Source organism: Streptomyces antnestii, assembly GCF_004005495.1.
GTDB lineage: Bacteria > Actinomycetota > Actinomycetes > Streptomycetales > Streptomycetaceae > Streptomyces > Streptomyces antnestii.
In genome coordinates this window covers 103,871-122,530 of the sequence record NZ_RZYA01000002.1, presented here as the reverse complement: position 1 = coordinate 122,530, position 18,660 = coordinate 103,871, and the positions used below count along the sequence as shown (strand labels likewise).

Annotated in this window: 15 protein-coding genes; 10 read left to right on the top strand and 5 right to left on the bottom strand. The window is 71.5% G+C overall.

Annotation, left to right across the window (positions count from 1 at the left end):
- Window positions 1-19: 19 nt before the first annotated feature.
- Window positions 20-916: a Gfo/Idh/MocA family protein gene (locus tag EOT10_RS05295; RefSeq protein WP_127826876.1), complete on the top strand. Its 897-nt coding sequence runs from the start codon at window positions 20-22 to the stop codon at window positions 914-916.
- A 63-nt stretch (window positions 917-979) separates the two neighbouring features.
- Here the strand turns inward: EOT10_RS05295 and EOT10_RS05290 are convergent, their stop codons facing one another.
- The 5 genes from EOT10_RS05290 to EOT10_RS05270 are packed head-to-tail and all read right to left on the bottom strand — an operon-like array spanning window position 980 to window position 8,333.
- Complete coding sequence (locus EOT10_RS05290) at window positions 980-3,160, bottom strand: MGH1-like glycoside hydrolase domain-containing protein (RefSeq protein ID WP_223280816.1); 2,181 nt, start codon at window positions 3,158-3,160, stop codon at window positions 980-982.
- Window positions 3,157-5,211, bottom strand: coding sequence for a beta-galactosidase (locus tag EOT10_RS05285; protein WP_127826875.1), 2,055 nt, complete (start codon window positions 5,209-5,211; stop codon window positions 3,157-3,159). Before EOT10_RS05285 ends, EOT10_RS05290 begins: the two co-directional genes overlap by 4 nt.
- Window positions 5,208-6,065, bottom strand: coding sequence for a carbohydrate ABC transporter permease (locus tag EOT10_RS05280; protein ID WP_223280815.1), 858 nt, complete (start codon window positions 6,063-6,065; stop codon window positions 5,208-5,210). Before EOT10_RS05280 ends, EOT10_RS05285 begins: the two co-directional genes overlap by 4 nt.
- Entirely contained in the window at window positions 6,062-6,991 is a 930-nt protein-coding gene (locus tag EOT10_RS05275; RefSeq protein WP_127826874.1) for a carbohydrate ABC transporter permease, read from the bottom strand. Before EOT10_RS05275 ends, EOT10_RS05280 begins: the two co-directional genes overlap by 4 nt.
- A 4-nt stretch (window positions 6,992-6,995) precedes the next feature.
- Window positions 6,996-8,333 (bottom strand): ABC transporter substrate-binding protein, encoded by a 1,338-nt coding sequence (locus tag EOT10_RS05270; RefSeq protein WP_127826873.1) that lies wholly within the window; start codon window positions 8,331-8,333, stop codon window positions 6,996-6,998.
- A 131-nt stretch (window positions 8,334-8,464) separates the two neighbouring features.
- Between EOT10_RS05270 and gcvPA the strand changes: the two genes are divergently transcribed.
- From gcvPA to EOT10_RS05225, 9 genes are all read left to right on the top strand, one after another.
- Entirely contained in the window at window positions 8,465-9,856 is a 1,392-nt protein-coding gene (gene gcvPA, locus EOT10_RS05265) for an aminomethyl-transferring glycine dehydrogenase subunit GcvPA (protein ID WP_127826872.1), read from the top strand.
- The gene (gcvPB, locus tag EOT10_RS05260) at window positions 9,853-11,454 is read left to right on the top strand and encodes an aminomethyl-transferring glycine dehydrogenase subunit GcvPB (protein WP_223280814.1); all 1,602 of its coding nucleotides are present in this window, start codon (window positions 9,853-9,855) and stop codon (window positions 11,452-11,454) included. Before gcvPA ends, gcvPB begins: the two co-directional genes overlap by 4 nt.
- Window positions 11,451-12,692, top strand: a complete 1,242-nt coding sequence (locus EOT10_RS05255; RefSeq protein WP_223280813.1) for an ATP-NAD kinase family protein — start codon at window positions 11,451-11,453, stop codon at window positions 12,690-12,692. The genes gcvPB and EOT10_RS05255 overlap by 4 nt, the downstream gene beginning before the upstream one ends.
- Before the next feature lie 58 nt (window positions 12,693-12,750).
- The gene (locus EOT10_RS05250) at window positions 12,751-13,497 is read left to right on the top strand and encodes an SDR family NAD(P)-dependent oxidoreductase (RefSeq protein ID WP_127826870.1); all 747 of its coding nucleotides are present in this window, start codon (window positions 12,751-12,753) and stop codon (window positions 13,495-13,497) included.
- A gap of 48 nt (window positions 13,498-13,545) precedes the next feature.
- Window positions 13,546-14,187: a GntR family transcriptional regulator gene (locus EOT10_RS05245; RefSeq protein WP_127826869.1), complete on the top strand. Its 642-nt coding sequence runs from the start codon at window positions 13,546-13,548 to the stop codon at window positions 14,185-14,187.
- Window positions 14,188-14,312: 125 nt separating this feature from the next.
- Entirely contained in the window at window positions 14,313-15,530 is a 1,218-nt protein-coding gene (locus tag EOT10_RS05240; RefSeq protein WP_127826868.1) for a DUF4032 domain-containing protein, read from the top strand.
- 437 nt (window positions 15,531-15,967) lie between these two features.
- Window positions 15,968-16,789 (top strand): MmyB family transcriptional regulator, encoded by an 822-nt coding sequence (locus EOT10_RS05235; RefSeq protein ID WP_127826867.1) that lies wholly within the window; start codon window positions 15,968-15,970, stop codon window positions 16,787-16,789.
- 80 nt (window positions 16,790-16,869) lie between these two features.
- The gene (locus tag EOT10_RS05230) at window positions 16,870-17,910 is read left to right on the top strand and encodes a beta-ketoacyl-[acyl-carrier-protein] synthase family protein (RefSeq protein ID WP_127826866.1); all 1,041 of its coding nucleotides are present in this window, start codon (window positions 16,870-16,872) and stop codon (window positions 17,908-17,910) included.
- A gap of 86 nt (window positions 17,911-17,996) precedes the next feature.
- Window positions 17,997-18,659, top strand: coding sequence for a TetR/AcrR family transcriptional regulator (locus EOT10_RS05225; protein WP_223280812.1), 663 nt, complete (start codon window positions 17,997-17,999; stop codon window positions 18,657-18,659).
- The last annotated feature ends 1 nt before the right edge of the window (window position 18,660 follow it).

The window sequence follows — 18,660 nt, the reverse complement described above, 5'->3', positions numbered from 1 at the left end:
CCCGGCCATACTGCCGACCATGACTTCTGCTGCCACCACCCTTCGCGTCGGGCTCGTCGGCACCGGCGCCTGGGCCTCCGACACGCACGCCGCCGCCCTGTGCGCCCATCCCGGCACGGACCTCGTGGGGGTCTGGGGGCGCAGGCCCGAGGCCGCCGCCGAGATCGCCGGCCGGCACGGGACCCGGGTGTACGAGGACGTGGACGAGCTGTTCGCCGCGTGCGACGCGGTGGCGTTCGCGGTGCCGCCGGACGTGCAGGCTCCGCTCGCCGCGCGGGCCGCCGCCGCGGGCTGCCATCTGCTCCTCGACAAGCCCCTGGCCACGTCGGTGGAGGCGGCCCGCGAGGTCGTGGAGGCGACGCGGAAGGCCGGGGTTGCGTCTGTCGTGTTCTTCACGCTGCGCTTCGCCGGCGCCACGTCCCACTGGCTGGACCGGCAGGCCGCCGAAGGGGGCTGGTTCACGGCCCGTGCTGACTGGTACGGGGCGCTCTACTCCCCCGGCGACGCCTCGGAGCAGGTCACGTCACCGTGGCGGGTCGGGCGCGGGGCGCTGTGGGACGTCGGCCCGCACGCGTTGTCGGTGCTGCTCCCGGTGCTCGGGGACGTCACGTCCGTGACGGCCGCGCGCGGCCCGGCGGACACCGTGCACCTGGTCCTCTCGCACGCGTCGGGGGCGTCCGCCACGGCGACGCTGAGCCTGACCACTCCCGCGCGGGCCGCGGGCATCTTCGTGGAGCTGCGGGGCACGTCGGGCGTCGTGTCGATCCCGTCGGGCGGCGCCTCGGTCGACGCGTACGGCGGGGCGATAGGGGCGCTCCTGGAGTCGGTCCGCTCGGGCCGGCCGCATGCCTGCGACGCCGGGTTCGCGCTGCGGGTCACGGAGATCCTGACGTCGGCGGAGACCTGCCTCGGGTGAGCCGGCTAAACCGGGTAAGCCGGGCAGATCTCCGCACACCCCTACCTGGTAACTCCCTACGCGCTACTCGTCCCGCGTCAGCATCGGCAGGAGCAGGGCCGCCGACCAGCTGAAGTGGGGCGAGTTGAGCGGGGCACCCGTCGTCGGGTCGTAGTTCTCCATGATCGGGCCGTCGCCGGTGAGGCCCGAGGCGTGGGTGAGGAGCTGGTCCGTGAGGGCGTTCGCCTCCTTGTCGTATCCGTAGCGGCGCAGGCCGCCGAGGGCGAAGTAGGCCTGGTCGAACCAGACGGGGCCGCGCCAGTACTTCGTCGGGGCGAAGTAGGGGGAGCTCTTCGCGACCGTCGGGAAGGGCACGGTCGTGGCGAACTCCGCCGGATCCGTCAGCTTGTCCCGCACGGCGCGGGCCTGCTCCTTCGACGCCGTGCCGGTCCACAGCGGGACCGCGCCCTCGATCCCGCGCCCTCGTGCGGTGAGCGGCGCGCCGGTCCCGAGCGCGGTGTCGTGGAACCAGCCGTCCGCCGGGTCGTACATGGTCTTCCGTACGGCGGCGGACGTCGCGGCGGAGCGTTGCTGCCACTTCCTGGCGTCGGCGCCGCGGCCGAGCGCGTCCGCGATGCGCGCCAAGTAGCCCTGGTCGGCGGCGAGATAGGAGTTGAGGTCGACGGACTCCTGGTTGAGCGAGTAGCCGAGGAGGGTCCCGTCGGCCGCGCGATTGGCGACGACGTCCGTGCCGAGGGAGGCGTCGAAGCGGGGCGCGTTGTCCATGCCGCTCTCCCAGGCCGCGGCGAGGCGCCGCTGTTCGGGCGAGTCGTTGGCGGGGTCGACGGTGGCGCCGTACTCGGCGAGGCCGTTGTGGTCGTGGTCGCGGTTGCGGTACCACCAGGCCTGGTAGGCGGCGAGCTTCGGGTACAGCTCGCGCAGGAACGCCGTGTCGCCCGACTTCTCGTACACCTTCCAGACGGCCCAGGCGGCCAGCGGGGGCTTGGAGTTGCGCTCGTTCCAGTTGCCGCCGCCGCGCGCGGGGTCGTTGTAGAAGATGACGTCGGGGATCATCCCGGCGTCCTGCGGCCGGGTCGTGGAGCCAGGACGTATCTGCCAGTCGAACATGGAGCGGATCTGCGACTCGGCCAGGCCGGGGGCGAAGCGTGCGGTGCCGACGGCCTGCTTCCAGGTGTCCCAGGCCCAGATGCCGCCGGTGAACCACTTGTAGGAGATCGACGGGGTGATCCCGTCGTGCTTGATCTGCCCTGCCGCACCACGCCAGTTGGTGACCAGGGTCTCCAGGGACTTCACGGCGGTTCGGCGCCGGTCGGCGGGCACGCCCCGGGTCACCCCGGCGACGTAGCCGCGCCAGCGGGCGTCGGACGAGGCGACGGCGGAGGCGGGGTGGGCGAGGACGTCCCGGGTCCTCGTCTGCTCACGGGTCCGCTCGGCGGCGGTGAAGGTGTAGGACTCGGTCCAGTCGAAGCTGTGCGAGCCGCCGGGCGCTAGGGTCACCGGCTGAGCGGCCTCGGTGCGGTACGTGTCGCCGTCCACCGTGGTGCGGACGGGATCCTTGTGGGTGACCTCGAACCGTTCCGTACCGTCGGTGAGGTAGTCCCACGTCTCGCGGACCCTGGCGAAGTCGACGCCGACGCCCGACCGTGTCGCGGTGAGCGAGGGCGCGTCCCGCATCGGCTTGTCGGCGGGCCGCAGCAGGCTGCCCGTCCAGTCGGCGCCGAGGGTGCGGGGCACCGTGCCGGTGTTGCGGACCTCGGCGCGCACCAGGGCGCTGCGGTCTGTGGCGAAGCGGAGTTCGAGGGTGAGGCGCAGTCCGCGACCGAGGTCGTACGTCTGGAGGAGGCGACCGGGCAGGGACGTGAAGCGCGGTGTGCCGCCGCCGGCGAGGTCGAGGGTGCGGCCGTGTTCGGTGAGGCGGATGCGGCTGAAGGACTTGCTGAGCCACCAGGGGTATTCCTGGGCGATGTAGAGGGGCCCGGAGAATCCGCCGTACGCGTCCTTGTCACCGGCCTTCGGCAGGGCGTACGCGTGCCAGGCGCCCCGGTCGGCGAAGACGGTGACGGGGTTGTTGTCCTCGTCGTCGCCGGGCAGGGCGGCGGCCGGGGTGCCGTGCAGGTCGAGGACGTCGGCGTACGGGGCCGGCGGCGCCGGGTGCTCGCGTGCGGCGGCCGTCTGCGGTACGGCGAGTGCGCCGCCGGCGAGAAGGAGGGCGGTGAGTGCGCTCAGGTGCCGGTGTCTGGTCACTTCTGGTTCTCTCCCGGGGAGTCGGTGGCGATGCGCAGGACGGCCGCGCCGAGCGGGCCGAGCGCGAGGTGACCGTGGACGGCGGCGCCGGTGAGCAGATCGGTGCCGCCCGCGGCGAAGGCGCCGGTCAGGGGCGTCCGCGTGTCGTGGTCGCTGTGGTTGAGGACGAAGAGGTACGTGCCGGGCTCGCCGGTCCTGACGGTGGCCTCGACGCCCTCGGGGACGTCGAGCACGGGCCGTACGCCGGCCGCCCGCAGCGCGTCGTCGAGGACCGGGCCGATGCCGTCGCCGAGGTGGGCGCTCACGTACCACGCGGTGCCGGTGCCGTGGGGGTGGCGGGTGACGGCGGGGCGGCCGGTGAGCTCTCCGCTCGCGTACGTGTCGACGATCTCGGTCTCCGGGCCCTCCGTCTCGGTCCACTCGGTCCACAGGGTGGCCTCGGCGCCGGAGGTGAGGCGGACGGCCTGGCCGTCGGGGACCGGCCAGAACTCGTCGACGCCGACGCCGAGTACGTCCCTCAGGGGCCCCGGCGCGCCCCCGTCGTGGATGTGGTCGTGACCGTCGACGACGCCGCTGAAGGGGCCGCACACGAGGTGACCGCCGCCCTGGACGTAGGCGGTGATGCGGGCGGCGTGTTCGGGGCGCAGGAGGTGGAGGTTCGGGGCGAGGACGGCCCGGTAGCCGGTGAGGTCGGCGTGCGGGGGCACGAAGTCGGTCGTGACGCCCCGGGCGTGGAGCGCCGCGTACCAGGGGTGCAGCAGGTCGCGCCAGCGCATGCGGGCCGAGGGGTGGTCGTCGGATTCGAGGGCCCACCAGGAGTCCCAGTCGAGGACGATCGCCACGTCGGCCGGGGTGGTGGTGCCGGTCACCTCGCCGAGCCGGGCGAGTTCGGCGCCGAAGCGGACCGTCTCCTGCCAGCCGCGGGACGCGGTGCCGCGGTGCGGGAGCAGGGCGCTGTGGTACTTCTCGGCGCCGGCGCGGGAGGCGCGCCACTGGAAGTACATGATGCCGTCGGCGCCGCGGGCCAGAGCCTGGAGGGACCAAAGGCGTTGCACACCGGGCTTCTTGGGGACGTTGACCGGGCGCCAGCTCACGGCGGACGGCGCCTGTTCGAGGAGCAGCCAGGGCCGCCCGCCCTTGAGGGAGCGCATCAGGTCGTAGTTGAGGGCGGCGTTGACGTGGGCCCGCGGGTCGGCGGGGTCGGGGTAGGCGTCGTCGGAGACCAGGTCCTCGTGTTCCGCCCACTTCCAGTAGTCGAGCGCCTTGAACATCGACATGAAGTTGGTGGTGGCCGGGATGTCCGGGCTCAGCTCCTTGAGCACTTCTCGTTCGGCGCGGTGGCACTCCAGGAGGACGTCGGAGCAGAAGCGCCGCCAGTCGAGGAGCTGGGTCGGGTTGACGGGTCCGGGCACGGTGCGCGGGGGTTCGATCTCGTCGTACGTCCCGTACCGCTGGGACCAGAAGGCCGTTCCCCAGGCGTGGTTGAGGGCGTCGATCGTCTCGTAGCGGTGGGTGAGCCAGATGCGGAAGTGGTCGGCGGAACGGGGGCAGAAGCACTCGGTGACGTGGTCGCCGTACTCGTTGTGGATGTGCCACAGGGCGAGGGCGGGGTGATCCGCGTAGCGTGCGGCGAGGGTGCGGGTCAGGCGCAGGGCGGCGGCGCGGTATGCGGGCGAGGACGGGCAGTAGTGCTGGCGGGAGCCGAATTCGAGGCGTACGCCGTCCGCGGTGACCGGCAGGATCTCCGGGTGGGCGCGCACGAGCCAGGCCGGCGGTGACGCGGTGGCGGTGGCCAGGTCGACGGCGACGCCGTGGGCGTGGAGCAGGTCAAGGAGCCGGTCGAACCAGGGGAAGTCCCAGGTGTCCGGGCCGGGTTGGAGCCTGGCCCAGGAGAAGACGCCGACGGTCACCATGGTGACGCCGGCCTCGCGCATCAGCTTGGCGTCCTCGGCCCAGACGTCCTCGGGCCACTGCTCGGGGTTGTAGTCGCCGCCGTAGAGAACGCCCGGAACCCGCGTCAGACGGCTCGTCCCCTGCTCCGCCGGCGTCATCCCTTCACCGCCCCGCCGAGCAGGCCGGCGACGAACTGCCGCTGGAAGAGCAGGAAGAGGGCCATGAGGGGCAGCGTGGCGAGCAGCGAGCCGAGCATCAGGCCGGAGTAGTCGACACGGGAGAGCCCCGTGAGGGTGTTGAGCGCGACGGGCACGGTGTACTTGTCCTCCGAGTTGAGCATGAGCAGGGGCCAGATGAAGCTGTTCCACTGGGTCATGAACGTGAAGATGACGAGGGCGCCGAGCTGGGGGCGTACGCACGGCAGGACGACCTGGTAGAAGGTGCGCAGCTCGCCGGAGCCGTCGATGCGGGCCGATTCGAGGATCTCGTCGGGGAAGTCGACGAAGCCCTGCCGCATCAGCAGGATGCCGAAGGAGTTGGCGAGGAACGGCAGGATGACGGCTTGGTAGGAGTCGATCCAGCCGACGCTCGCCATCATCTGGAACAGCGGGACGAGCAGCACCTGGAACGGGATCATCATCGTGGCGAGCACGGCGCCGAGCAGCAGACCCCGGCCGCGGAAGCGGTACTTGGCGAGTCCGTAGCCGCACATGGCGGAGATCAGTGAGCTGAGCGCGGTGTGGACGACGGCGATGCCGAGGCTGTTCAGGAGGACGCGGCCGAAGCCGATGGTGTCCTGGAGCCGCGCGAGGTTGTCGAGGAGCCGGCCGCCGGGCAGGAACGGCGGCGGCGAGTGGAACAGGTCGGACGTGGAGTGCGTCGCGGCGATCGCCATCCAGAGGAACGGGACGAGGCTGACGACGGCGCCGCACGCGAGGAACAGCCACACGGCGACGCGGCCGAGACGCCGGGCCGGGTGGGCGCGTACGGAGGCGTGCTGGACGGCGGTCACCGGCGGCGCTCCCTTCCGAAGGCGGCGTACTGGAGGGCGGAGATCGCGGCGATGAGGGCCACGACGACCCAGGCGATCGCGGCGGCGTACCCGAAGTCGAGCTGCTGGAAGCCGACTTTGTAGAGGTAGACGACGGGGGTGAGGGTCGCGTCGTCGGGGCCGCCGCGCGTGAGGACGTAGTTCTCGTCGAAGAGCTGGAGCGTGCCGATGGTGGAGGTGACCACGCAGAACAGGACGACGGGGCGCAGTTGCGGCAGGATGACGCGCGCGTAGGTGGACAGGGTGCCGGAGCCGTCGATGGCGGCGGCCTCGTACTGCTCATTGCCGATGGCCTGGAGTCCGGCGAGGAGGATGACGGCGTTGTAGCCGGTCCAGCGCCAGGTGAGGGACGCGATGAGTGAAATGCGGGCCCAGGTGGGGCTGTTGAGCCAGTCGACGGGTCCGATGCCGACGGCGCCGAGGATCTGGTTGACGAGGCCGCCGTCGGTCTTGAGGAGGACCTGGAAGACGACGGCGTAGGCGACGAGCGTGGTGACGGCGGGCAGGAAGTGGACGGCGCGCCAGGTGCCGCGCAGACGCAGCCAGGACTGGTTGAGGAGGACGGCGAGGACGAGGGCGAGGCCGATCATCACCGGGACCTGGACGACGAGGATGATCCCGGTGTTGACCAGGGACTCGACGAAGGCGGGGTCGTGGATCATGCGCCGGTACTGGTCGAGGCCGACCCAGCGGGTGGCGCCCGCGTCCTCGGTGGTGAAGCTCTGCAGGAGGCTCGCGCCGAGCGGATAGGCGAAGAACAGCGCGAAGAGGGCGGCGGCGGGGCCCGCGAAGATCCAGGCGACGCGGCGCGGGCTGCGCCGGCGGCGAGGTGCGGCGGGGGCGCGGGCCGGTGCGGCCGGGCGGTCGTAGGTGGTGTCGACGGCCATCGGGCTACTTCACCCGCTCGCGTCCGGTGGCCGCGGCGATCTGGCGTGCCGCCGCGTCGAGTGCGGTGCGCGGGTCCTTGCCGCGCAGCATCACGCCGTTGACGGTCGAGATCATGATGTCGGAGGCCTTGGCGTCGTCCTTGGTGTACTCGACGGGCGGGATGTTGCGGGCGAGCCGGGCGAACACGTCGAGGGCCGCCTGTCCGCCGAAGTACTCCTGTTTCGCGCTCAGATACGGGTCGTCGAGCGCGGGCAGATAGGCCGGGAACAGGCCCTCGTGCTTGAGCATGGAGACCTGGTTCGCCTTGCTGGTGAGCAGGAACTCGATGAACGCCCAGGCCAGGCGCGGGTTCTTGCTCTGTGCGGGGACGCAGAGGGTGGAGCCTCCGATGTTCGACGTGCGGGTGCCGTCGGCGGTGAAGCCCGGCAGGGGTGTCACACCGAACCTCCCCTTCAGCTCGGGCATCTCGTCGGTGAGCGTGCCCGTCCACCAGGCGGCGGTGGGTGTGGTGGCGGCCTTGCCCTCCTTGGTGCCGGTGACGAACCCGTCCCAGCCGTTCTCGTAGTCGACGAGTCCCTTGTCGTGCAGGGTCTTCATCAGCGTCATGGCCCGTACGGCCTCGGGGGTGTCGACGGCGACGCGGCCGCCCTTGAAGTAGGACTGGCCCTGCTGCTGGAGCAGCATCGGCAGGATGCCCGCGTCGGTGGAGTCCTGGATGAGCAGTCTGTGGCCGGTGGCCTTCTTGATCCGTACGCCGGCCGTCACGTAGTCGTCCCAGGTCAGCAGGGACTTGGGGTCGACTCCGGCGGCGCGGAAGTGGTCCGTGCGGTAGTAGAGCGCGCAGGGGCCGATGTCCCAGGGCAGGGCGAGTACGGCGCTCTTCCTGCCGGTGACGGTGCTCCATGCGGCGCGGTCGAAGTCGCCGCCGTAGCGGCCGCCGAGGTTCGTCAGGTCGTAGAAGGCGCTCGGGAAGTTGGCCGTGTAGCGCGGCATGTGGTCGCCCTCGACGGTGAGGACGTCGGCGAGGCCCGAGCCGGCGCGCAGGCCGACGGTGAGCTTGTCGTAGGCGTTGTCGTAGCCGATGTCGACGACGTCGACGGTGGTGCCGGGGTGGCGCTGCTCGAAGGTGCGGGCCAGGCGTTTCATCGCCTTGGCGGCCACGTCCCACGACCAGACGGTGATCTTTCCGCTGACCTTGCCCTTTTTGTCAGCCTTGTTGCCGTCGATGTCGCGGGTGCCCCCGCCGCCCGCGCCTCCCATGGCGCATCCGCTGACCAGGGACGATGCCGCGGCCGCGAGACCTGTGGCCAGAACAACCCGTCGGGTGGGTCTTGTTGACACTCTTGCCTCCTGGAGCCTGAATGCCTAATGCTGTATTCAGAACACTGAATGACGGAGCTCGCCGTCAAGAGGTGTACACACAAAGACTTTTGCTGCTTCAGACTTCCGTCGGCTCACGCGAAAGGCGCGGCATGACGTCACCCCAGGGCTCCGCCCCGTCCTACGTCCACCCCTACATACCGAACGCGGTCCCCGCCGTGCGGCAGGCGATGCTCGACGAGATCGGCGCGGCGAGCGTCGAGGACTTCTACGCCGACATCCCGGACGCCGTCCGGCTGCACCGGCCGCTCGACCTGCCGGCCCCGCTCCGTTCGGAGGCCGAACTCACCCGCCATATGGAGCAGCTGCTCAGCCGCAACACTTCAACACGGCAGGCGCTCAGCTTCCTCGGCTCCGGCTGCTACCAGCACCACGTGCCCGCCGTCGTGGACGAGGTGGTCAACCGCAGCGAGTTCCTCACGGCGTACGCGGGCGAGCCCTACGAGGACCACGGCCGCTTCCAGGCGCTGTGGGAGTACCAGTCGATGATGGCCGAGCTGCTCGACGTCGAGGTCGTCAACGTCCCGGTGTACGACGGCTTCCAGGCCTCCGGCACCGCCCTGCGCATGGCCGGCCGCATCACCGGACGCCGCCGCCTGGTCGTCGCCAGCGCGATCGACGCCGACAAGCTCTCCCGGATCGTCGACTACGTGCGGCCCGACCACGACGTGACCGTCATCCCGGTCGACCCGGCCACCGGACGCGCCGACCTCGACGCGGTCCGCGAAACACTGGCGGCCGGTGACACGGCCGCCGTGTACGCCGACGCGCCCTCCGCTCTCGGCATCGTCGACGAGGCACTGCCCCGGCTCGCCGAACTCGCCCACGAGGCGGGCGCGTTGTACGTCGTGGGCTGCAACCCGCTCACGCTCGGCGTCCTCGCCCCGCCCTCCTCGTACGGCGCGGACATCGCGTGCGGCGACATCCAGCCGCTCGGCCTGCACCAGAGCTTCGGCGGCGGCAACGCGGGCTTCATCGCCACGCGGGACGACGAGACGTTGGTCGCCGAGTACCCGTCGCGCCTGTTCGGCCTCGTGCCCACGAGCGTCGAGGGCGAGTACGGGTTCGGTGACGTCGCCTACGAGCGGACCTCGTTCGCACTGCGCGAGGAGGGCAAGGAGTGGGTCGGCACCGCCGCCGCCCTGCACGGCATCGGCGCCGGGGTCTACCTCGCCCTGATGGGCCCGCAGGGCATGCGCGAGATCGGCGAGACGATCCTCAACCTCACCGCGTACGCCCGCACCCGCCTCGCCGAGGTGCCCGGCATCGAGGTCCCGTACGGCGACGCCCTGCACTTCGCCGACTTCACGGTCCGCTACACGGGCGGCAGGACCGCCGCCGAGATCCGCGCCGACCTCAAGGAACGGGGCATCTTCGGCGGCACACCGACCGGCACGCACGAGGCCGCGTACTGCGTCACCGAAGTCCACACCAAGGCCGACATCGACCGGCTCGCCGAGACCCTTCAGGAGATCGTCAAGTGAGCGCCCCGCACACGCCCGTGTCCGTCTCCCCCGAGGAGGCACGCGTCGCCGACAAGCCGCGCCTGCGCCGTTTCCAGCAGGCGTCCTGGGACGAGAAGCTGATCTTCGAGCTGGGTTCGCCCGGCGAGCGGGGCGTCCTCGTACCAACGGCGGACCCATCGGTCGGCCAGGTCGAGATACCCGCCGCACTGCGCCGTGCGACCCCGCCCGCGCTCCCCGAGATGTCCCAACAGCAGGTCCTGCGGCACTACTTGCGCCTGTCGCAGGAGAACCTCGGCGCCGACCTCAACATCGACGTCGGCCAGGGCACCTGCACCATGAAGTACAGCCCCAAGGTCAACGACCAGTTCGTGCGCGACCCCAGGATCGCCGCGCTGCACCCGCTCCAGGACGAGGACACCGTGCAGGGCGTCCTCGGCATCATCCACGGCCTGGAGCAGCTCCTCAAGGAGATCTCCGGCATGGACCGGGTCTCGCTCCAGCCGGGCGCGGGCTCCGCCGCGATCTACACCAACGTCGCCATGATCCGCGCCTACTTCGCCGCCCGCGGTGAGCTGGAGCAGCGCGACGAGGTCATCACGACGATCTTCTCCCACCCGTCGAACGCGGCCTGCGCGAAGACGGCCGGCTTCAAGGTCATCACCCTCCACCCGGACGCCGACGGCTACCCCGACATCGAGGCGCTCAAGGCGGCGGTCGGCCCGCGCACGGCCGCCCTCCTCATCACCAACCCCGAGGACACGGGCATCTACAACCCGCGCATCGAGGAGTTCGTGCGGATCGTGCACGAGGCGGGTGGCCTGTGCTCGTACGACCAGGCCAACGCGAACGGCATCCTGGGCATCACCCGGGCCCGGGACGCGGGCTTCGACCTGTGCCACTTCAACCTGCACAAGACGTTCTCGACGCCCCACGCGTGCGGCGGTCCTGCGGCCGGCGCGTGCGGGGTCACGGAGGCCCTGGCGCCCTATCTGCCGCGCCCCACCGTCGAGTTGGATCCTGAGACAGGCACATACCGGCTCGACGACGACCGGCCCGAGTCGGTCGGCAAGATGCGGCCGTTCTACGGGGTCGTCCCGAACCTGGTCCGCGCGTACGCGTGGATCATGTCGCTCGGCGCCGAGGGCCTGCGGGCCGCCGCCGAGACGGCCGTCCTCAACAACAACTACCTGCTCCACAAGGTGCGGCAGATCCCCGGCGTCTCGGTCCCCTACGCGGCCGGACGCCCGCGCGTCGAACAGGTCCGCTACAGCTGGGAGAAGCTCCACCAGGACACGGGCCTGCACTCCGAGGACATCGGCCTGCGCGCGGCGGACTTCGGCACGCACTACTGGACGAGCCACCACCCGTACGTCGTGCCCGAGCCCATGACGCTTGAACCGACCGAGTCCTACACGCGCGCCGACCTCGACGAGTACGCGGCGATCCTCGCTGAGATCGCCCGCGAGGCGTACGAGGACCCGGAGACGGTACGGACGGCCCCGCACCGCTCGACGATCCACCGGGTACGCCCGGAGGCCCTGGACGACCCGGCGACGTGGGCGGTGTCGTGGCGCGCCTACCGGCGCAAGGTGCTCGGCGCGGCGGCCCGCCCGTGACGCGTGTCGGCCTCGTGGTCAACCCGGTCGCCGGGCTCGGCGGCCGGGTCGGCCTCGGCGGCACGGACGGGCCGGAGCGGGCGCGCCTGGCGCTCTCGCTCGGGTCTCGACCTCTCGCCGGGGTGCGGGCGGCGGCGGCCCTTGCTGAACTCGCGCTGCGGACAGGTGAGTTGGCGGGCGCGGGGCTGGCGCGCGTCGCGCCGGGGGTGAGGGTGGGCGGCACGGTAGACGCGCCCCCTGGCTCTCCCCGCCCGCTCGTCGTCACCGCCGCCGGTCCCCTGGGGGCCGACTCCGCCGCCGTCGCCGGGCTGCCCGCGCGGGTCGTGTACGCGGCCGGTGGCGGGCGCGACGCCTCGGGCGTGGAGACGTCGGGCGTGGAGACGTCGGCCGCCGACACGGCCGCCGCCGTGCGTGCCGTCGTCGCCGAGGGCGTCGACCTCCTGCTCTTCGCCGGAGGCGACGGCACCGCACGGGACGTGCTCGCCGCGCTCGGCGACGCGCCCTGCCCCGTACTCGGCGTGCCGACCGGCGTGAAGATGCACTCGGCCGTCTTCGCCGTCAGCCCGCGCGCCGCGGGCGAGGTCGCCGCCGCGTGGCTGAACCGCAAGGGTGCCGTGCGCCTGCGCGACGCCGAGGTGATGGACCGCGACGAGGACGCCCTGGCCGAAGGCCGTGTCACGTCCCGGCTCTTCGGCTGGCTGCCCGTCCCCGACCTGCCCGTGCGCGTACAGCAGCGCAAGACGGGCAGCACGGCCACCGCGCCGGAGGCGGTCGGCGGCATCGCGGCCGAGGTCGCCGAGCGGGTCGGTGACGGCCTGCTCGCGCTCGGCCCCGGCAGCACCACCCGCGCCGTCGCCGCCGCGCTCGGCGCGGACGTCTCCCTCACCGGGGTCGACGTGCTGCGCCTGCGCCCCGGCGCCGCCCCGGACGTCGTCGCCCGCGACGCCACGGAGGACACCCTCCTCACGCTGGGTCCGGCCTGGATCGCGCTCTCCCCCATCGGCGGCCAGGGCTTCCTCCTCGGCCGTGGCAACCAGCAGGTCTCGCCCCGGGTCCTGCGCGCGTCGGGAGGCCGCGCACACCTCCTCGTGGTGTGCACCGAGCAGAAGCTCGCCGCGCTCGGCGGCCGCCCTCTCCTCCTCGACACCGGCGACGACGCGCTCGACGCGGAGCTCGCCGGCCACGTCCGCGTCATCACCGGCAGGCGGCGTACGTCGCTGTACCGGCTCGCCATGTGACCCGTATGCCCCCTACGGAACATCCCGTACACCCCCTATAGAACATAAGGAGCCCCAGATGATCTCCCTCGACGGCAAGCGCGCCCTCGTCACCGGCGGCGGAGCCGGCATCGGCCGCGCCACCGCCCAGGTCCTCGCCGAACTCGGCGCCCGCGTGGTGATCGCCGACATCGACACGGAGGGCGGTGAGCAGACGGCGAAGGACACCGGAGGCACGTTCGTGCGCTGCGACGTGTCCCGGCGCGAGGACTGCGAGGCTGCGGTGAACACGGCGCAGGAGCGGTTCGGCGGCGTGGACGTCCTCTTCAACAACGCCGGCATCATCCGCCGTTCCACCGTCTGCGAGATCACGGAGGACGACTGGGACCTGGTGATGGCCGTGAACATCCGCTCGGTGATGCTGATGAGCCGCCTGGTGATCCCGGGGATGGCGGCGCGGGGCGGCGGCTCCATCGTCAACACCGGCTCCGGCTGGGGGATCCGGGGCGGCGGCCGGGCCGTCTCGTACTGCGCCTCGAAGGGTGCCGTCGTCAACATGACGCGCGCCATGGCCATCGACCACGGCCCCGACAACATCCGCGTGAACTGTGTCTGCCCCGGCGACACCGCGACCGGGATGCTCGCCGAGGAGGCCCGTCAGCTCGGCGAGAGCTCCGACGCGTTCTACGCCGACGCGGCGGACCGTCCGCTCGGCCGGATCGGGCAGCCCCGCGACATCGCCCAGACCGTGGCGTTCCTCGCCTCGGACGCCTCGGCGTTCGTGAGCGGCGCGATCATCCCCGTCGACGGCGCCGGTACCGCGTGACCCGCCGGTAGCCGATAATCGACCGGACGAAGGGGAGGGCAGCCTCACATGCCAATCGAAAACCGCCCGCTGCGCGAACAGGTCAAGGAGGAACTGATCAAGCGCCTCGGGCGCGGCACGATCGCGACCAGCGAACCGATCAACGAGGGTCAGCTCGCCACCGAGCTCGGCGTCAGCCGCACGCCGCTGCGCGAGGCCCTGATCACGCTGGAGCGCGAGGGCGTCATCACGAGCGAGCGCGGCAAGGGCTTCCGCTTCACGCCGCTCAGCGCGCAGGAGTTCCGCGATCTGTCCGCGATCGTCGCAACCCTTGAGGCGCTGGCCCTGGAGTCCAGCGACCCCGGGCATCTGGCGGCGACGGCTCCCCGGCTCCTCGAGGAGGCGCGCGCGTTCTCGGCACCGCAGGCGCCGCACGACGTCATAGAGCGGTACGACGACGCGTGGCACGACCTGCTCCTGTCGGGCTGCACGAACGACCGGCTGATGAAGCTGATCACCTCCCTCAAGGTGACGATGCACCGCTATGAGCAGATGGCCCTGGGCGACCAGGACGTGCTGGAGCGTTCGGCGGTGGAGCACGAGCGGATCGCCGAGTGCCTGCAGCGCGGCGACGTCGACGCGGCGGTCGTCGCGCTCAAGGAGAACTGGAACAGCGGCATGCACCGGATCCTGGAGCATCTCAAGGACTGACCCCGTGCGGCGGTGGTGCGGGCCAGGGGGTGTCCGACACCCCCTGGGTCCCGGTCTTGACCCGCACCGCAGCTTCGGGGTCCGATCACCCCTGACCCGTCGCGCGACCCAGGGACTGAGCACGTATGACGTTGCAGATCAGCGCCACGAACCCCGAACACCCGGCCCTCCTCCTCGAACTGCCGTGGCACGTACCGCTGGAGCGGTGGCCGGACGAGTGCCTCGTGCCGCTCCCCCGCGGCATCTCGCGGCACGTCGTGCGCTACGCACGCGCGGGCAGCGAGGTCGTCGCCGTGAAGGAACTCGCCGAGCGGCCGGCGCTGCGCGAGTACGAACTCCTGTGCACGCTCGACCGGTTCGCGATACCGGCGGTCGACCCCCTCGCCGTGGTCACCGGCCGGACCGACGCCGGTGGGGCACCCCTCGAACCGGTCCTCATCACCCGCCATCTCGGCGGCTCGCTCCCCTACCGGTCGATGTTCGAGACGACGATGCGTCCCGGCACCGTGCACCGCCTCATGGACGCTCTCGCCGTCCTCCTCGTGCGGCTGCATCTGGCGGGGTTCGCGTGGGGCGACTGCTCGCTCTCCAACACGCTGTTCCGCCGGGACGCGGGCGCGTACGCCGCCTATCTCGTGGACGCCGAGACGGGCGAGCTGCACCCCCGCCTCAGTGACGGGCAGCGCGCGTACGACATCGAGCTCGCGCGGGTCAACATCAGCGGCGAGATGCTGGACCTGGAGGCGTCCGGCGCGCTGCATCCCTCCATCGACCCGATCGCGTTCGGCACGGAGATCGGCGAGCGCTACGACGGGCTGTGGACGGAGCTGACCCGCACCTCCGTCTACCCGGCGGGCAAGCACCACCACATGGAGCGCCGCATCCGCCGCCTGAACGACCTGGGGTTCGACGTCGCGGAGATGCAGATCTCGCACTCCGACCAGGGGGACACGGTCACGTTCGTGCCGAAGGTCGTGGACGCGGGCCATCATCAGCGCCAACTCCTGCGCCTCACCGGCATGGACGCCGAGGAGAACCAGGCGAGACGTCTCCTGAACGACCTGGAGAGCTGGATGGCCACCCAGGACGACCACGCTCCCGGCGATCCCCTCTCGGCCCGCGCCGAGGTGCTGGCCCACCGGTGGGTGCGCGACGTGTTCCGGCCGACCGTGCGAGCGGTGCGCGGCCACGCGCCGGACCGGACGGACGCCGCCGAGCTGTACCACGAACTCCTGGAACACCGCTGGTACTTGTCCGAGCGGGCCCAGCACGACATCGGTCTCGACGCGGCGGTCGAGGACTACGTCAGGAACATCGCCGCCCGCGCCGAGAAGCCCAGGTGACGGCTCGCGCGGCGGGCGGACATGCGCGGGCGGCCGGTACCGTGGCCGCTACGTAATGGCGAGTGACGGCACCGGCCGCAGCCAGTGAGCCCTCGATCCGCCCGGGGGAAGTGCCCGAAGTGGCCGAGCAATGCACTTTCCGGTCACATGGATCGGAATATGACAACTGGCCTTGCACTGTCCCCGTAACGGAGCTGAGGGTTCGACGGATACCCGACACCGGGAAATTCAGCCATTTTCGAGCATCCCGGCCCAGGTGTCCCATCGGCGTGGCCACGCGGCCCCTGGCGGTCAAACCAGCAGGTCGGCAACCCCACGGGCTCCATCATGACGCACTCGCTGATCGTTTTCTTCGGGCAATGTTTATTACCAAAGACCATGGGAGTAATTAGACTGCTCACGCTCAACTCGGCGTGCACCTCAAGGGATTACCCACCATGAACAAGACGGCGCTCGGCGCCCTGCTCCGTGAACGGCGCGCCCTGATAGACCCCGAATCCCACGGCTTCACCCGCCCCACGGGCCAGGGGCGTCGCGCCCCCGGCCTCTCCCAGCACCAGGTCGACCAGCTGCTGCACAGGACGCTGGGCACGTACCACCGGCTGGAGTCGGGGAACTACCCGAATCCACCGACCGTCCTGCTGCGGGACGTCGCCCTGCTCTTCGACCTCGACGAACAGGAGTGGGTGTCGCTGTGCCGCCTCGCCCTGCTCCAGGATCCGCCCGGGCCGCTGCACCAGTCGTCGGGCAAGGAGATTCCCGGCTTCTGGCAGGACGCCGTGGACGGCATCGGACACATGGCGTACGTCACCGACTCCTCCTGGGACCTGATCGCCCACAACTCCGCGTTCGCGTCCCTGTTCCCGGAGGGGCAGATGCCGTCGAACACGATGCGGTGGATGCTCCTCGACCCCCAGGGCCGGAAGCTTCTGACGGACTGGCACAACGCCTGGGCCCCCTGGGTGCTCCCGCAGTTGCGCGCGGCGCTCGTCGCGCGGCCGGAGGACGAGACGCTGCGGCAGATCGAGAAGGAGGTACTGGAGGACCCCGACACGGCGGACATGTACGAGACCGGAGCCACGCTCATCCACGCCGACGGCCACGAACGCCCCCTGCTCCACGGCAGGAAGGGCCCGGGCTGGGTGTCGATCTGTGCCGCGCAGCCCATGACCGCGCCCGGTTCGCGGCTGTTCATCCTCGTGTTCCGGCGCGGGTCGAGCCGCCCTCACCCGCGACTGCCGATGCTGAGAGCCCACTGATCCCGGATCGTGTGGTCACGGGCGTCGAGTACGTTGTGCGACACCCCCCGCGCCCAACTCAGCCCAGTGGGAGTCACTCCATGCCCGCCTACGTCTCACCCCCCAGAACCGTCCTCGGCGCTCACAAGGTCACCACCGAGGAGATAGCCGACGACATACGCACGCACCATCCCGATCACCCGCGCCTCGGCGCCTTCCTCCGCGTCGTCAACAACTGCGGCGTGCGCACCCGTTACTTCACCCGGCCGCTCGACTCCCCCACCGTCGGCGGCACGGCGGACGTCCACGCAAGGACCCAGGCGGCGTTCGACGACGCCGTCGACATGTCCGAGCGCGCCGCCTCGGCCGCGCTCGAGGCGGCCGGTCTCGGAGCGGGCGACATCGATGCCATCGTGACCACCCACGCCACCGGCTACGCCGTCCCCAACCTGGACGTCCATCTGATCCACCGCCTCGGCCTGCGCGCCACGACCCGTCGTATCGCCCTCACGACGGTGGCGTGCGCGGGAGGAGTCCACTCCCTCATCCGAGCCGCGGACCTGGTCGCCGTGCGTCCGGGCCACAAGGTGCTCGTGGTCGCCTCGGAGGTTCTCTCCACCTCTTACAACCACTCCGCCGACACCATCGAAGCGATGATCTACAAGGCCCTGTTCGCCGATTCCGCCGGCGCCGTCGTCGTGACGGGTGAGCCGTTGACCTCGGGGCTCGCGGTCGAGGACACCTTCGAGTACACCCTTCCCGACACGTACGACCGCTATCGCGGCCGGCTCGACGCCCACGGCATGCACTTCGACTCCACGAAGAAGGCCCCGCGCGCCGCGGCGGAGAGCCACCCGGCGCTCCTTGAGTGGCTCGCGGGCCGGGAGGTCGGGTTCGCGGCGATCCATCCGGGGAGCCCCGGCATGATCTCCGACACCGCCACCGCCCTGGGCCTGGACGCCCACGCCGCGCGGCACTCCACCGACACCCTCGCCGACGAGGGCAATCTCGGCGGCGTCAGCATTCTCCGCGTTCTGGAGCGCACCCACACCGCCCCGCCCGCCGCCGGAACGGAAGGCGTCGCCGTCGCCTACGGGCCCGGTTTCACCACCGCGGCGCTGCACGGGCACTGGCACGCCTGACCCCCGCCCCGACCGACGCCACCTGAAAGTCATGTCTCAGGGGGACACATGTCCCCATGAGACATGACGGGTGTACCGTCGAAGACATGAACGCGAAGGACCCCGCACCCACGGAGCGCGCCGAGGACCGGCGGCGGCGCAAGGCCCGGCAGACCCGGGAAGCGCTCGCCGCGGCGGCCGTCGGGCTCGTGCTGGAGCGGGGTCTAGGCGCCGTCACCGTGGAGGCCATAGCCGACCGGGCCGACGTCACCCGGCGCACCTTCAGCCGCCACTTCGGCGGCAAGGAGGACGCGGCGCTCGACTTCACCCGCACCGGCGCCCACCGCATCAACGAGGCGCTGCGCGCCCGCCCCGCGAGCGAGCCCCCGCTGCTCGCGTACCGCAGGGCCGTCGAGCAGTGGCTGACGGAGCCGTCCGCCCCGCACCGCAGGCCGCACATGCGCGAGCTCCTCGCGGCCCTCGACACGGAACCGGCGCTCTTCGCCGCGTACGAACGCCTCCGGGTGGACGCCCAGGAGGAGTCCGTGCGCATCATCGCCGACCGGCTCGGCACCGACCGTGACCGGGACATCCGCCCGGCCGTCGTCGTCGGCGCCGCGGCCGGCGTGCTCACCGCCGCCCTGCGCCACTGGGCGCGCGACGGCGCCGGGCACGACACGGATCTCGCAGACCTGGTGGGACAGGCCTACGACGCCCTGACCGGGGAGGCCGCACACGAAGCGGCCCCTCACACCGCAACCAGAGAGTGAA